We start from the raw sequence: 14,452 nt of genomic DNA on the forward strand, positions 1-14,452 counted from the left end.
GAAATGCCCGATATGGTCGGACGGGTGGCCAGTAAGTCCGCCTCGCCGGCCGTGGAACTGACGGTCGGCGAGCATACGGTGCGCATCTCGAATCCGGATCGGGTGTACTTCCCCGAGACCGGGGCGACCAAACTCGACCTGGCGCGGTACTACCTGAGCGTCGGCGACGGCATCGTCAACGCCCTGCGCGATCGACCCTGCATGCTGCACCGCTTCCCGAAAGGGTTGCCCGGCGGCAAGGTGCATCAGAAGCGCGTCCCCGCCGGTGCTCCGGACTGGATTCCGACCGTGCAGCTGTACTTCCCGCGCTACGGCCGCACCGCCGATGAACTCTGCGTCGAGAAGCTCGCCGACGTCATCTGGGCGGTGCAGATGTCCACCGTCGAATTCCATCCCTGGAACTCGCGCCGCTTCGATACCGAACTTCCCGACGAATGGCGTATCGACCTCGATCCCATGCCCGACTGCCCGTGGTCGCGCGTACAGCGGGTGGCCGGGGTCGTGCACGAGGTGCTCGACGAACTCGGTGCGGTCGGATGGCCGAAGACCTCCGGCGGCAAGGGTTTACACATCTACGTGCGCACCACCCCGGAGTACGGCTTCCAGGATGTCCGCCGTGCGGCCCTGGCCTTCGCCCATGAGGTGGAACGCCGCGCCCCCGAGGATGTCACCACCGCGTGGTGGCGCAAGGACCGCGATCCGCGCCAGCTCTTCGTCGACTACAACCAGAACGCCCGCGACCACACCATCGCCGCCGCCTATTCGGTACGCGGCATTCCGGAAGCCACGGTTTCCACCCCCGTGCGCTGGGATGAGATTCCGGACCTGCACCCGCGCGATTTCACCATGACCACGGTCCCCGGGCGCTATGCCGAACTGGGTGATCTGCACGCGGGAATCGACGATGCGGTATTCGACCTGGCGCCACTGCTGGAATGGGCCGATCGCGACAAGGTCGAAGTGGTGGACCTCGACGACGACTAGTGCGGATTCGTTGCCTGCGTGGGGAATTCGCGATCGGGGGTGATCGTGTGATCATCCGCGCCCAGGGTGAGCGTGACGGTCACCGGACCGCCCGAGGGACAGCAGCTGGGATCCTGATCGGCCAGCCACCTGTACTGCACCTGAACACTGCGATCCGACGACCCGACCACCGTGGTGTAGGCCGTCCAATGCTTGGTGGCGGTGCCCAGATATCCGGAATGGTTGAAGAACAACACATGCCAGGGTGAACTGGCCGTCCCGCGCGGCGTGCCCGCGAGCACCCACAGCAGACTGGGACACGAGCCCAGCACCGCCGGGGTGCCGCTGTCGGCGTAAAAACCGTCACCGCCCACATTCGGCCCGAGCGTGCGCAGCGCCGCGGTGACCACCGGCGAATTGAGATCCACACACTTCCCGCTCCCGGCGGTCGCCGGTGCGGTACCCCCGGGTTGCGTTGTGCCCGTAGTGGTCTGCGGATTATTCGCCGACTGACCGACCGTCGGCTGCGTCACCGTCGCCGCGGTGGTCCCGGGTGCGCCGGTGACAACCGATGGCGACGTCGGCACCCCGCTCGCAGGCGTCGCCCCGTCACCCTGACAGCCCGCCGCCAAACCCGCCACGCCGACCGCGGCAAGAATCCCGATTACCCGTTTCATGCGACACCTTCTCCTGGGCAGTACCGACTATTTCGCGCCACAGGTGAATAGCGTTGCACTCCGGGCCGTTGTCAGCTCGGCAATCCGAGCCCGTCGGCGAGTACCGGCCAGGATCGGTGGAAGGCATCGCGCCAGTAACCCCAGGAATGCGTACCGGTGGGCTGGAGATCCCAGGTCGCCGGGATGCCCAGTTCATTCAGGCGGACTTGTAGATTGCGGGTGCACCAGTTCACCGCGGCTTCGATGACACCGCCGGTCACGAGTTGATTGGCCAGGCCGAGCGGGGTCGGGTTCAACAGGTACGCGTCATCGGTCCGATCGTGCGGTCCGGGCAGACCGTTGCCGTTGGACAGGTACAGCCGGGTGCCGCGCAGCTGTCCGGCGTTCAGGACCGGATCGTTGGCGGCCCAGGCCGGATCGTCGCTGTCGCCGTACATATTCCGGGTATCGCCCTTACCCCAGGTTTCGACGACGAGCTTGGTGAACTGCTTACCGATCGGATCGGCGATCTGCGCGCAGCCGCTGTAACCGGCGACGGCGCGGTAGAACCCCGGTTCGGCCTCGGCCAGCTGCAGAATCGCGGTCACCGTCATGGAATTGGCCGCGATGGCCTGAATCCCGTTGGTGCCCAGCGCCGGATCGATCAGCGGCGGCAATTCCTCCAGCAGGAAGGTGCGCCATTTGTTGCGGCCGAGCACCGGATCGTCGCGCTGCCAATCGGTGTAGTAGCTGAACGCGCCCCCGATCGGCATCACCACATTGACATCCTGGGCGGCCAGGAAATCGCCGACATCGGTATTGCGCCACCAGGTGGCGATATCCGCGCCGCCACCGGCCCCATTGAGCAGATAGAGCACGGGGCGCGGCGCGGACGCGTCGGCGGGGCGCTGGACCTTGACCGTGATGTCCCTGTCCATCGCCGTCGAATGAACCTGGAGCGTCAGATTCCGTCCGTCGACCGATACCGAGTCGATCCGTGATCCATCGGCGGCAACGGGATCGGCCAGCAGAGCCCGGCCCGCGACGATCGGGTCACCGGGGCCCGCCGCACTCTCGCCCGCCCCGAAGACCGTAATCCCCGCGGCCAGCAGCACACCTATCGTTCCAAAAGACAGTGCGCGCCTTACTACTCGGCGTTTCAATCCGGTCCCCGGTTCTCTATCTCACGCGGACACGACGCAGTCCGCCCCGATACCTAACCACGGCGCATGGCTCGCGGACCGCGAAACTGGGCGGTTGTACATTTCAACCGCCCAGTGCCAGGTGGGTGAAGGTGGCGAGGGCGTGGTCGATGGGGTGGGGGTGGGGTTTGCCGGTGGGGTCTAGGGGGTTCCAGCGTTGCAGGTTGACGGCGGCGGAGAGTTGGCGGGTGCCGTCGGCGCTAGTCAGGGATATCGCGCCGCCGCCCCAGACGGAACCGTCATGGCCCCAATGGATTCCGCGGCCGGGGATGGTGGTTTTGTGCAGGCCGAGGCCGTAGTCGATGGTCTTGCCCTCGAAGGAGATGACCGGGACGGTTCGCTGCATCTGCTCGAGTGCCGATGGGCTGATGATCTCTCCGGCCAGCAGTAGTGCGAAGAAGCGGTTCAGATCCGTGACCGTGGAGATCAGTGAGGCCGCGGGGCCGACCCAGGACATGTTGTAGACGCTGTAGTCGCGCGGCGGGTCGATCATGCCGAACCAGGATTCGTAGTGCAGGGAATGCGGTCCGTTGACGGTCAGGCCCAGCGGGAGTTCGGTATCGCGCAGCCTGGCGCGCTCGATGACATTGCGGGTGATGAGTTTTTCGGCCGAGGTGCCCGTAATCGCTTCCAGCAGTTGGCACAGCAGCAGGTAGTTGGTGTTCGAGTACACGCCCGGCGGGATGCCGGGCCGTCCGGTGGCGGGGGCGGCGACGCCCATCGCGATCAGATCGGTCGCCTGAAACCTGGTGAACCGGTTGTCATCCAGGCTCGCCGGGGTGGTTTTCGCCAGGTTCGGGAAGGCGGCGAGGGAGGGGTACGCGTAGGGCAGGTATTCGGCCAGTCCGCTGGTGTGGTTGATCAGCATGCGAACGGTGATCGCGTTGCCGCGTTCGCCGGGAACCAGTTCCGGCAGGTAGTGGCCGATGGCGGTGTCGAGGTCTATTTCGCCGTCGTCCACCAACTGCAGTACCGCGGCCGCGGTGAATGTCTTGGTGATGCTGCCGACGCGATGTCGCATATCGGCGGTCACACCTCGCCCGGTGGCGAGATCGGCGACTCCGGCTGCCCCGCACCAGATTTGGTCACGGTCGCGGACCTCGGCGAAGACCCCGGGCATTCCGGCGTCGTGAATATCGGTCAGTGCGCCCTGTAGCTTGTCGGGCTCGAATGTTGTGGTCACGGACCGACTATGGGCCGAGCGCCCCCGCCCGGTCTTGGACGAATCTTCCCCATGCCCGATACCGCTGCTCGGCGATCGCGGGCAGATAATCCACCGCCAACGATCCCGGCGTGCGATCGGCGAACATCGACACATCCCGGCACAGATGCGCCTGATCGACATATCCGCACGTCGCCGCGACATCCGCGGCCGCCCGCCCCGCCAGCAACCCGTCCACCGCGGCCCGGAACCGCACCAGCATCGCCGCCCGCTTGGGTGTCAGCCCGATCTGCGATTCGAACCGCCCCCACAGTCGCTTATAGCTCCACCCCACCGATTCCGCGAGCGTGCCCACCCGCACCTGCCCGCCGGAGCCGAGTATTCGAGCCCATCCCGCCAGCACCTCCGGATCGGGTGTGCGCAGCGGTCTATCGCGCTGCGCCAGAAACGTTTCCGTCAGCGCGAAGCGTTCCCGCCAACTGTCCCGCGCCGCAAGCTCTTCCCGTAGCAGCAGCGCTCGCCCGCCCCAAAGATCCTCGAGATCAACGACTTCGCGCCCCAACTCGCGCGGGGAGATGCCGAGCACCGAATAGGCCCGCGCCGGTGACAACCGGACCTCCACGCATTGCACCCCGTCCCCGCCGACCCGCATGGCGTCCATGCCGAGCCCCGCGATGAACCCACCGAGCCTGCGCGGTCCGGCGGCGTCTTCGATACTCAGCCCGCGCCCGCCGAATTCGACCACCAGGGTGACCGCCGCGGTCCCGGCGACGCGGAGATCCATTCCGCCCGTGCCCAGATCCCGGTAGCCGATCATCGCGGCTCCGTCGGCAGGGGCCGCCGCCGCGAAGTCCCACTGCGAATCGGTGCCGGTGCCACCGAAGTTCATGGTTCCCACCCGTCCAGGCTAACCGCCGGTCCGGCGGCGGACGGTTCAGACCGTGCGGTATCCGCTCATTTCGGTACGGCCTACGAAAATGCGTGCGAGGTAACTGTTTCGGCAGAAATCAAGAACGCCAGCAACTTCTGGGTACATAGGGGTCAAGCCGGGCATGACCCGGAGAGCTCGATATGTGAAGAAGTACGATCATGCGTAGAGCAACGGCGCTCTTCGCCGCATTATTGTTGGCAGTCCTCTTTTCCATTACCTATGTTACGACTCCGCGGGCGAATGCCGATGAGTGCCTTGGCGACTGGGCCATCGGCATCGGCGGACTCGGTGACAACTCCTCCTCGGTATTCGCCCCATTCGTGAATCAGCCCGTGGGCTACAACTCCGCCGACCCGATGTCGGGGTTGAACGAACTCGACCGGCTGTTCTGGCAGCATCGCAATCAGTGCCCCGGCGACCACATCCGGATCATCGGGCACAGCGAGGGCGCGGGCCTGGTCCACGCCTGGGTTACCGCGCATCAGGGAGTCGACAATGCCAATGCCATTCTGCTGGCGGATCCCAAGCGTGCTCCGGGACCCGGTTGGGGCGGTCTCGCCTCGACTCCGGGCAGCGGAATCATCGGTTATCCACTGGCCGGCGTAGACGATTGGTTCGGCGGTTTCCCGACCCTGACCGTCTGCAACCGGGATGACCAGATCTGCGATACCTCGGCCGGCTGGTGGGGTTATCTGTTCGGTGGCGCGCATAGTCGCTACGACTTCAACGTCTGGGACTACGGCGACTGGGATTCCGGCGTCTGGTACCGGTAATCGGTGAATCATGGGGATCAGTAGCCATTGGGCACTGGTCCCCATTGACTGAACCCGTGCCCCAGTGAGGTGCAGACGGCGGTGCCGTTGAAGGTGATCTGACAGGTCGCCCCGGCATGGGTGATGGAGTATTGGGGATCGTGGTAGGTGGTCGCGGGCAGGCGCTGCAGCGCCGGATTCCCGCCCGGCAGCGTATGGCTGCCATTCGAATTCCATTGCGGGCGAGCCGGTAATGCGACCGAGTCCAGCACAATGGCCGGAACATTCGGCAGCGATATCTGCGTGCCGAAGTACAGGACGTTCATGGCGGCCGCCGGCGTGGCGAGATCGCAGCCGATGACGCCGCCCGGATCGATCGAACAGTTCCAGCCGCCGAGTGCGAAATACGCGGTACCGTCTACGACCGCGGGACCGGGCGAATCATCGGCCTGTGCGGGGCCCACGCCGACCAGGCATGAGACCAACCCCAGAATTCCACCGCAAACCCCTGCGGCGGCGACTCGCACAGCCCGTGACACGTTATCTCCCTGAATGTTCCAGCGGCCCGGCACGCGCACAGGCCATAGAGAAAAGCTATCACTTTCCGGCGCGTAGGCCACGGATCTGTCGAGGGGCCTTACATGAATTTTCCTCCCGTATCAGCCTTTCCGGATCGATTCGCGGCGATCTGACAGCGTATTTATTTCGCGGTGCGAAAGATACTTCACGGTTTGTGTCGAATTCTCATTCCGCGACATCATAGGTGAGCGGTTCGACGAGCCTGGCCGGATCGGATCGGGAAATCGGAGCGCGGGTTTGCACCTGTCCCGGCAACCGGCGAGTTTGCCGATTGTGCCGGACCTGCTGGGACTGTTCCGGTTCCGTTCGGAGGCTCGGTCAGAGCCGACGGATTCGAGCCTGCCATGCGGCGACGTCGACGAGACCGTCGGGTGAGACGTCCAGCGTGGCGGCGGCTTCCGCTACCGCGGCGGTGACTCGGCCGCGATAGCGGGTGGGCTGGAGATCTTCCAATTCCCAGCCATCACTGAAGGATTCGCGAATGACGCGGTCACTGATGCGCGGGCCGAAACCGGGTTCGGCGTCCGAGAGCGCCAGCAGGTGCAGGACGCCGCCGGGCTTCAGCACGGCACGCAGATTGTCCACGTAGCCGGCCCGGGCTTGCGGCTCGGTGCCGAAGACGTGGAACAGCGCACTGTCGATGACGGTGTCGAAGGCGGGTGCGGAGCCCGGGGGAGTGCCCGCGAAGTCGGGGCGGGCGGTGAACTCGAGAGCGTCCGCCACCTCGAACGCGACCTTCGGCACGCCCTGTGCGACCGCGTTGGCGCGCGCGTAGTCGATGGCGCTGGGGGACAGGTCGACACCGAGCACGTTGTAGCCGAGCCGGGTCAGCGCGATGGTGTGTTCGCCCGCACCGCAGCCGGGTTCCAGGATGCGGCCGCCGAGCGCGCCGGTGCGCTCGAGCGCCACGATGGCCGGTTGCGGTTCGCCGATCACCCAGGGCGCGGTGTCGTTGTCGTATGCGGCATTCCAGATCTCGGTTCGGGTCATGCCTCCAGGGTGCAACCTCGAGCGTGGTCGAGGTCAAGGCCGGCGCGCACACCGGTGAGGGTTTCCACCATCAGATTCGCGACACCGTCGTGCGGATCACCGATCCGGTGGGCGGCGGTGCGGGATACGGGAATTGCCAGCTCATCAGCACCGGCGGTGACGACGCGCTCGGGCTGACCAAGGAAAGCACCTTCATGTAGGAGTTCTTCCCAGAATCGGCGAGATAGCCGCGCGTTTGTCGGTGCGCGTGGGTAGGGTGACCTGGTTCCACGTCCGGGGTGTGCGGTGTTCGGCGGGGGGTATGTCGTTCACCGCGTGGAGTTTCGATGTCCGAACCAGATCCCGCCCGCGCCGCGTCCGTCGACACCGCCGATCCGCGCGTGCCCATGTACACCCCCGAATTCGCCGCTGACCCGCATCGGGCCTATCGCGAGATGCGGGCCCGATTCGGCGCGCTGGCCCCGGTCGAACTCGCACCCGGGATACCCGCCACCCTGGTGCTCGAATACCGCACGGCGGTAAGGATTCTCAACGATCCGGAACGCTTCCCGGCTGATCCCCGTGTCTGGCAGGAGGGCGTGCCCGCGGATTGCCCGGTGCTGCCGATGATGCAGTGGCGACCCAACGCGCTGCGCAGCGCGGGCAGCGAACACACCCGCTACCGCCAGACCAATACCGCCGGACTGGCCGGGGTGGACCGCTACGGCCTGCAAGCCACGGTCGAGCGCACCGCCATCTCGCTGATCAACGGTTTCTGTGCCACCGGATCGGTGGATCTGGTGCGCGAGTACGCCTTTCCGCTCGCGTTCGATGTGCTCAACCATCTGCTCGGCTGCCCCGCCGCCATCGCGGCACAGGCCGCCCAGGGCTTCCGCGCCATCTTCGAGGGCATCGGCGCGGAGAACGGCAACAAACTCCTCGTCGAAGCCCTGCAACGTCTGGCCCTGCACAAGCGCGAGCACCCCGGCGATGACGTCACCACCCGAATGCTGCACCACCCGGCCGAACTCACCGATACCGAAATGGTCCATCAGCTCGCCACCCTCTACGGCGCGGGCATAGAACCCCAGCAGAATCTGATCGTCAACACCCTGCTGGTGATCCTGGCCGACGATCGCTTCGGCGGCAGCGTGCTGGGCGGCAGCCTCTCCACCCGGGACGCCCTCGACGAAGTCCTCTTCAACGATCCGCCGATGGCCAACTTCTGCATCAGCTTTCCCCGCCAGCCCGTCCTGGTCGACCACACCTGGCTCCCCGCCCACCAGCCCGTGGTCATCAGCATGGCCGCCTGCAATACCGATCCGGCCATCACCACGGCTCACCGTTCCGGCAACCGCTCCCACCTGGCCTGGGGTGCGGGCCCCCACTCCTGCCCCGCCAGCCCCCTCGCCTACCTCATCGCCCAGGAAGCGATTGACCAACTCCTGGACGCCCTCCCGGAAATCCGCTTGGCCGTCCCCGCTACCGAATTGACTTGGCGTCCAGGCCCGTTCCATCGAGCCCTCACGGCCCTGCCCGCCAGCTTCGAGCCCGCACCCCCGCTCCCCGTACCGTCCTGACCCTCGAGCTGTCTCGGCTCGCGTGGTGGCGGCATTGTGACCGATGGGTTCGGCTCGCGCACGGCGAGCCGAACCGTCACGTTCACCAGCCGGAGCCGGAACCACCCGATCCGGTGTTAGCGAGGATGGTGCCGATCACCATCTGTGCGAGACCGGCGATAGAGCCAAGAAATTCCACGATGTCCTCCGACTTCATTGTCGCCGACTGTCCGGCGTAGTCGTGAACTTAGCTCACGACTTTTATGGAAGAAGGATGTTTCACAGAAATCATCCCGATCGAGGTCGCTATCGGTTAGCCGCAGGGGTCGAACGATTGACTGTCCCGGACAGGTCTTGCGCCCGCGGTGTGATGGGACTAACCTCGCAGCCGTGTGAGTCGGTGTGGTCTCACATTGGAGCTGGATGGAGTCTGAATGAACCTGCGGACGACGATGTCTCGCCGGTTGGCCGTCGTGGGCGTGGCGATAATCGCCCTGGCGGCAACCGTCACTACCGCGGTGGCCGTCGGTGAACCGGATGGGACGGTTGCGGTGCAGCCCGCCGCCGCGATCCCCCTTCCGCCCGAACTGGATCCGGGTTTCTACCAACCCGCGCCCGAACTCGTGGCGTCCAAGGCCCCGGGCCAGATCATCGCCGCGCGACAGGTCAATGTCGCCAACGCCGGGCTGATTCCGGTCAATGTCGATGCCTGGCAGGTGTCCTACCGATCGAACAACACCCGGGACGAACCGATCGCCGCGGTCGCGACGGTGCTCAAACCGCGCGGCTCCGCACCGGACAAACTGGTGTCGATGCAGATCGCCGAGGACTCCCTCGCCGCCTACTGCTCACCGTCCTATGCGGTACAGCAGTGGTCCGCGGCGACTTTCGTCGGACAGATCGTCGCCCCACTGGAATTCGTCATCGCGCAGGCCGAACTGCAGCAGGGCTGGGCCGTGGTCATTCCGGATCATCAGGGCCCCAACAACGCTTTCGCGGCGGGGCCGCTCGCCGGTCGAATCACCCTGGACGGTATCCGTGCCGCCCGTGATTTCGAGCCGATGCGGCTCGCGCCCGATACCCGCATCGCCATGTACGGCTACTCCGGCGGCGCGATCGCCACCGGGCACGCCGCCGAGCTGAAGCAGAGCTACGCACCGGAACTCAATATCGTCGCCGCCGCCGAGGGCGGTGTGCCCGCGGACTTCGGCCCGCTGCTCGATATCGGCAACGGTCAGATCTGGTCCGGCATGATCATGGCGGCGGTGCTCGGCCTGGGCCGCGAGTACCCGGAATTCGGCCAGCTGCTCAACCGCGACCTCGACCCTCTGGGACAGGTGCTCGCGACGGTCAAGGGCGGCATGTGCGTGCAGTACAACACCGCACTGTTCCCCTTCATGAATATGAAAGGCCTGCTGCGGGTTCCGGAAGGCGATCCGATGCGCAATCCCGTCGTGCGCGACACCCTGGACAAGACCCGCATGGGTAAGGCCACGCCCACCATGCCGATGTTCATCTGGCAGGCCAACCCGGATGAGCTGATCCCGGTCGGCCCGGTCAACACCCTGGTCGACACCTATTGCCAGGATCCGTCCGCACAGGTCCAGTACACCCGCGAACACCTCGGCGAACACGTCACCACCGAGGTCTCCGGTTCGGCGACCGCCCTGCTCTGGCTGCGCGATCGTCTCAACGGTGTCCCCGCCGCCCCGGGGTGCAGTACCTCCGACGCGGGCCTGCTCGCGCTCAACCCCGCCGGATTGTCTTTGCTCGCACAGACATTCGGCGACACCATCGCGTCGTTCTTCGGCGCGCCCATCGGCGTCAAATAGCCTCCCGAACTCCCCGCCGCGCCGGGTGGGGTCCCGCTCCCGGTCGCAACCCGACCGGGAGCGCCGGGGAGGACGTCAGGCGGGTGCGCCGCCCTGCTGCCACTGCGGCCACGCGATGCTCCAGTCGCCGTTCTGCCAGATATCGAGGGGATCGCCGCCGGTATTGCGGACCTCCACCACATCGCCGGGGATGACGAAGTCGAAGAACCAGGCCGCGTCATCGGGGGAGATGTTCAGGCAGCCGTGCGAGACATTCGTATTGCCCTGCGCCCACATGCTTTGCGCGAGCGCGTGCACGAAAATGCCGTCGTGGCTGATGCGGACGGCATGGTCGATCTTGGTGCGATAGCCGAGACCGGAATTGGTCGGCAGGCCGTAGCTGGAGGAATCCATCATCACCGGATGCTGGCGATCGAGCACGGTGTAGGTGCCGGGGCGGGTCCAGAACGACAGCAGGCGACCGCCGACCATCGACGTGCCGCCCATACCCATCGAGGTGGGCATGCTGCGCACCAGGTTTCCGTTCTCGAAGACATCGATCATCTTGGTGTTGTCATCGGCGATGGCCACGTGCGCGGGGCCGATGAGCACCGAAATCCGTTGATCGCGCAGGCCGAATCCGCCGCCGCCCAGATTCGCGCCGAAGAGTTCGGCGGCGATGGTGACCCGGGTGCCGGGCGCGTAGTAGAACTCCGGCCGCCAGTGCGCGTTGCGATCGTCGAGCCAGTACCAGGCTCCGGGTACCGGGGGTTCGGTGGTGACCTTCAGGCGTGCCGCGGCGGCCGCGCGGTCGACCGCTTCGGTGAAATGCGCCAGGATTACGAAACCGACTCCGTAGGTGTCGTTTTCGGTGAGGTCGACCATATTCTGCGAGCCCAGCGAGAAGTCGATCAGGTGATCGGGGGTCACCGTCGAACAGTTCGCGGCGGTGTTCACCTCGCCGGTCGCGCCGTGTGCCACCGCTTTCGCGGTGTAGGTGTGGCCGTAGCCGAGTGGTTCGGCGCTGGTCCAGCTGCGCTTATCGGGTGACAGCGTGCCCGGCAGCGCCCGGCCGGTTTCATCGAGCCATTCCACGCTGCGCAGTTCGCCATCGGTGACGGTGACCGTACCGGGCTTACGGGCGTCGACGTCTCGGGTCTCGGCGGCCGGATCGAAGCGGATCACCGCGGGTTTCGGTGGGGCGGACGGGGTTTGGTCACCCGCGCAGGCGGTCAGCGTCAACCCGCTCGCACCGGCGAAGCCGATCAGCAGCTCGCGACGTCGCAATGCCACCGGTCTTCTCCCTTCGCCCTGTGCACGACCGCCCGTCAGCATGCGGCAGTCCCGCCGATTCGGCGCGGCGACAGGCCACACCTCCACCGTTCCGAGGCATAACCGTCATCCTTCCTCGATCGAGGAGGCGGGCATCAGGCGTCGGAGTGGACGCGGAAACGCGGTGGCACCAGTGCGGCCGGATCGGTGCGCAGCATGGGTCTACCGGTGAGCCACCGGCTGACCGGGCTGCGGCGCAATACCGCCGTACCGGCCAGGGAGCAGGCCACGACGCCGAGATACAGCACGATCGTCAGCCAGAAACGGCCGATCGACGGGGCCAGCGGCAGCAGTACGGGAGTGAGGAGTTCGAGCATGAACGGATGGACGAGGAAGACGCCGAATGATCGGTCCGCGCCGTAGCGAACGACTTTGGCGAGCCGGTCGTGCTGTTGCCGCCGGTCGGCCCAGCGCGTACCGAGCAGATACAGCCCCACCGTGATGGCGATGAACCAGAGGGTGCGTTCGGGCAGGAAGACATCCGAGGCCACCCATGCCACCTGTCCGTCGTGCACCGCGAACTGATACTCGCCCTCCGCCGCGACCGCGATGACCAGCACCGCCGCCACGATCAACCGGGTGTGCTCGCGCAGGAAGGCGTGCACGGCATCGATATGCCAGGCCGCGAGCGCGCCCAGCAGCGTGAAGAACTGGTACGGAAGAACTGTGGCGTACACGTGCATCCAGATCTGCGCCGGTAGACCACCGTCGAACGGCGGATAGGCGAGGGTCCACAGTACGAGCACATGCAGTACGGCACTCGCCGCCAGCAACCAGCGATGCCGTCCCTCGGTGCGGCGCAACAGTTTCGGCAGCAGCGGGAACAGCAGATAGACCTGCATGGTGACCAGCAGGAAGTACAGGTGGTAGTACGCCGTTCCGAACAGCAGATCCAGACCGAGGCGGCTGAGCAGCCAGTTCACCGAGCCGTGCAGCTGGCCCAGATGGATGGAATACGCCCAGTAGAGCACCGACCACAGCACATACGGAATGCCGACCAGCGCGAAGCGCCGCGGCCAGAAGCTCCGCGCGCGCAGCGACTCCTGACCGAACTGGTAGATCAGCACGAACCCGGTCAGTGCGAAGAAGGCGTACCGGGTGAAATGCAGTAGCGCCAGCGCCGCATTGGCGGCCACGCTGCCCGCATCGTTCACGCTGCTGATGGTGTGCACCATGATGACGCAGCAGAAGGTGATTATTCGGAACAGATCCACCTGATGCAGATACGGCCGGTTGCGCCGCCCGCCTCCGATTTCGGCGGCGGGCTGCTGAATCTCCGTGGCAGTACTCATATTCCGGCCGATTTCCCGGCTGGACCTCGGCACTCGATCGCCGCACCCATCCTCACATGTTGGCTCCTGGAACTGTGATGCCCGTTCCTGTGCCCTGTGAACCTGCTGTGTGGCGATCGTCGCGCGAACCGCGTCGACTCAGCGGTGAGCGCCGGTCAGTCGGCGCCCCAATGCTGCTGCATCAGAATGCCTTTCCCGGCGAGCCAGGCCACCGGGTCGATCTTGGTGCCGTCGGTGTCCCAGATCTCCAGGTGCAGATGCGGGCCGGTCGATTGGCCGCGATTGCCGACCGAGGCGATGATGTCGCCGACGTTGACGTGCTGACCGGCCTGTACGTACATGTCGTTGACGTGGCCGTAGACCGCGATGGTGCCGTCGTCCTGCCGGACCCGGACCCATTGGCCGAAGCCCGAGGCGGGGCCCGCCTCCAGAACCGTGCCGCTCATGACCGAGCGAATGGGGGTGCCGATGGGATCGGCGATATCGACGCCGTAGTGGAATTCGCCCCATCGATTGCCGAATCCGGAGCTGATCTGACCGCCGACCACCGGTAGCACGGTGGGGCTGATGGTCAGTGGCGGTGCCGGGGCGGGCGCGGGTGCGAGCGGTATGGACGGCGTGATCGGCAGCGAGGCGATCACCTGCTGTTGCACCTGCACCACCTGTTCCTGCACATCGGTCACCTGCTGCTGGGTGTCGACCACCGCCTGCTGCTGTGCGTCGACCACCTGCTGCTGGATATCCCTGATGAACTGTTCGGCCTGCGCCAGCGGTGCGGCGATCTCGGGTGCGAGCCCGACCAGTCCGAAGGGGGTGGCGATGGTCGCCGGTGGCGTGACTTGTACTGGGGCGGGCGGGGTTTCGGCGACATCGGCCGGTTCCTCATCGGCGGGCGTGACCGGTGCGGCATTGGCCACGGCGGGCGTGAGATGCGCCCCCGCGGTCAATAGCGCCCCCGCCGCGACCGCGATCCCGGCCACCGCGCGAAACCGCCCGGTGGTGAAGGAATCCGCGCGATGGCTACTGGCACACTGGATCTCGGCCACATCAAGCAGATCGGTGACGGAGACGGAACCGGGGGATACACGGTGGTTCGGCATGGCTCGTCCTCAGGTCGATCGTCGAGGCGTCGCGCTCGCCGATCGCCGGCGAGTCGAGAATCCGAATGCGCGACGTGCCGAAAACTGTACAGACCCGTGATCTTTTCCGGACCGGAATTCCCCGCCCCGTAATTCATTGCGCGG

At 66.0% G+C, this 14,452-nt stretch carries 14 protein-coding genes; 5 read left to right on the plus strand and 9 right to left on the minus strand.

Annotated features, from left to right (window positions below; genetic code table 11):
* The first annotated feature begins 24 nt into the window (after nt 1-24).
* The gene (gene ligD / locus AB0L82_RS06805) at nt 25-984 is read left to right on the plus strand and encodes a non-homologous end-joining DNA ligase (RefSeq protein ID WP_364632094.1); all 960 of its coding nucleotides are present in this window, start codon (nt 25-27) and stop codon (nt 982-984) included.
* Here ligD and AB0L82_RS06810 read toward each other — a convergent pair.
* From AB0L82_RS06810 to AB0L82_RS06825, 4 genes are all read right to left on the minus strand, one after another.
* Entirely contained in the window at nt 981-1,640 is a 660-nt protein-coding gene (locus AB0L82_RS06810; RefSeq protein ID WP_364632096.1) for an LppP/LprE family lipoprotein, read from the minus strand. The two genes, ligD and AB0L82_RS06810, sit on opposite strands and share 4 nt — an antisense overlap.
* A gap of 71 nt (nt 1,641-1,711) precedes the next feature.
* A complete protein-coding gene (locus tag AB0L82_RS06815; RefSeq protein WP_364632099.1) occupies nt 1,712-2,734 on the minus strand; it encodes an alpha/beta hydrolase family protein in 1,023 nt (340 codons plus the stop codon).
* Between the two features lie 151 nt (nt 2,735-2,885).
* Nucleotides 2,886-4,004, minus strand: a complete 1,119-nt coding sequence (locus AB0L82_RS06820) for a serine hydrolase domain-containing protein (RefSeq protein ID WP_364632101.1) — start codon at nt 4,002-4,004, stop codon at nt 2,886-2,888.
* 7 nt (nt 4,005-4,011) lie between these two features.
* Nucleotides 4,012-4,872, minus strand: a complete 861-nt coding sequence (locus tag AB0L82_RS06825) for a helix-turn-helix domain-containing protein (protein ID WP_364632824.1) — start codon at nt 4,870-4,872, stop codon at nt 4,012-4,014.
* A gap of 200 nt (nt 4,873-5,072) precedes the next feature.
* On the opposite strand from AB0L82_RS06825, the gene AB0L82_RS06830 reads away from it, so the two are divergent.
* The gene (locus tag AB0L82_RS06830) at nt 5,073-5,687 is read left to right on the plus strand and encodes a hypothetical protein (RefSeq protein WP_364632104.1); all 615 of its coding nucleotides are present in this window, start codon (nt 5,073-5,075) and stop codon (nt 5,685-5,687) included.
* A 17-nt stretch (nt 5,688-5,704) separates the two neighbouring features.
* On the opposite strand, the gene AB0L82_RS06835 is transcribed toward AB0L82_RS06830, so the two are convergent.
* Both AB0L82_RS06835 and AB0L82_RS06840 read right to left on the minus strand, forming a co-directional pair.
* Nucleotides 5,705-6,205 (minus strand): hypothetical protein, encoded by a 501-nt coding sequence (locus AB0L82_RS06835; protein ID WP_364632107.1) that lies wholly within the window; start codon nt 6,203-6,205, stop codon nt 5,705-5,707.
* Nucleotides 6,206-6,563: 358 nt separating this feature from the next.
* Complete coding sequence (locus AB0L82_RS06840; protein WP_364632109.1) at nt 6,564-7,235, minus strand: class I SAM-dependent methyltransferase; 672 nt, start codon at nt 7,233-7,235, stop codon at nt 6,564-6,566.
* A 23-nt stretch (nt 7,236-7,258) separates the two neighbouring features.
* On the opposite strand from AB0L82_RS06840, the gene AB0L82_RS06845 reads away from it, so the two are divergent.
* The 3 genes from AB0L82_RS06845 to AB0L82_RS06855 all read left to right on the plus strand — a co-directional run bounded on the left by AB0L82_RS06845 (nt 7,259) and on the right by AB0L82_RS06855 (nt 10,605).
* Complete coding sequence (locus tag AB0L82_RS06845) at nt 7,259-7,435, plus strand: hypothetical protein (RefSeq protein ID WP_364632113.1); 177 nt, start codon at nt 7,259-7,261, stop codon at nt 7,433-7,435.
* Between the two features lie 126 nt (nt 7,436-7,561).
* Entirely contained in the window at nt 7,562-8,794 is a 1,233-nt protein-coding gene (locus tag AB0L82_RS06850) for a cytochrome P450 (protein WP_364632116.1), read from the plus strand.
* A gap of 413 nt (nt 8,795-9,207) precedes the next feature.
* Nucleotides 9,208-10,605, plus strand: a complete 1,398-nt coding sequence (locus AB0L82_RS06855; protein ID WP_364632118.1) for a lipase family protein — start codon at nt 9,208-9,210, stop codon at nt 10,603-10,605.
* Between the two features lie 75 nt (nt 10,606-10,680).
* Here the strand turns inward: AB0L82_RS06855 and AB0L82_RS06860 are convergent, their stop codons facing one another.
* The 3 genes from AB0L82_RS06860 to AB0L82_RS06870 all read right to left on the minus strand — a co-directional run bounded on the left by AB0L82_RS06860 (nt 10,681) and on the right by AB0L82_RS06870 (nt 14,308).
* Complete coding sequence (locus tag AB0L82_RS06860; protein ID WP_364632121.1) at nt 10,681-11,877, minus strand: Ig-like domain-containing protein; 1,197 nt, start codon at nt 11,875-11,877, stop codon at nt 10,681-10,683.
* Between the two features lie 134 nt (nt 11,878-12,011).
* Nucleotides 12,012-13,208 carry an acyltransferase gene (locus AB0L82_RS06865; RefSeq protein ID WP_364632124.1) on the minus strand — a complete coding sequence of 399 codons (1,197 nt, stop codon included), beginning with the start codon at nt 13,206-13,208 and terminating at the stop codon, nt 12,012-12,014.
* Nucleotides 13,209-13,363: 155 nt separating this feature from the next.
* Nucleotides 13,364-14,308: a M23 family metallopeptidase gene (locus AB0L82_RS06870; protein WP_364632127.1), complete on the minus strand. Its 945-nt coding sequence runs from the start codon at nt 14,306-14,308 to the stop codon at nt 13,364-13,366.
* Between the last annotated feature and the right edge of the window lie 144 nt (nt 14,309-14,452).

This window comes from Nocardia sp. NPDC052001 (assembly GCF_040680615.1).
GTDB lineage: Bacteria > Actinomycetota > Actinomycetes > Mycobacteriales > Mycobacteriaceae > Nocardia.

Bases quoted from the DNA above. Each gene is read 5' to 3' on its own strand.
- AB0L82_RS06810 (WP_364632096.1), bottom strand. From the start codon at position 1,640: ATGAAACGGGTAATCGGGATTCTTGCCGCGGTCGGCGTGGCGGGTTTG.
- AB0L82_RS06840 (WP_364632109.1), bottom strand. From the start codon at position 7,235: ATGACCCGAACCGAGATCTGGAATGCCGCATACGACAACGACACCGCG.
- AB0L82_RS06870 (WP_364632127.1), bottom strand. From the start codon at position 14,308: ATGCCGAACCACCGTGTATCCCCCGGTTCCGTCTCCGTCACCGATCTG.
- AB0L82_RS06855 (WP_364632118.1), top strand. From the start codon at position 9,208: ATGAACCTGCGGACGACGATGTCTCGCCGGTTGGCCGTCGTGGGCGTG.
- AB0L82_RS06850 (WP_364632116.1), top strand. From the start codon at position 7,562: ATGTCCGAACCAGATCCCGCCCGCGCCGCGTCCGTCGACACCGCCGAT.
- AB0L82_RS06865 (WP_364632124.1), bottom strand. From the start codon at position 13,208: ATGAGTACTGCCACGGAGATTCAGCAGCCCGCCGCCGAAATCGGAGGC.
- AB0L82_RS06825 (WP_364632824.1), bottom strand. From the start codon at position 4,872: ATGAACTTCGGTGGCACCGGCACCGATTCGCAGTGGGACTTCGCGGCG.
- AB0L82_RS06830 (WP_364632104.1), top strand. From the start codon at position 5,073: ATGCGTAGAGCAACGGCGCTCTTCGCCGCATTATTGTTGGCAGTCCTC.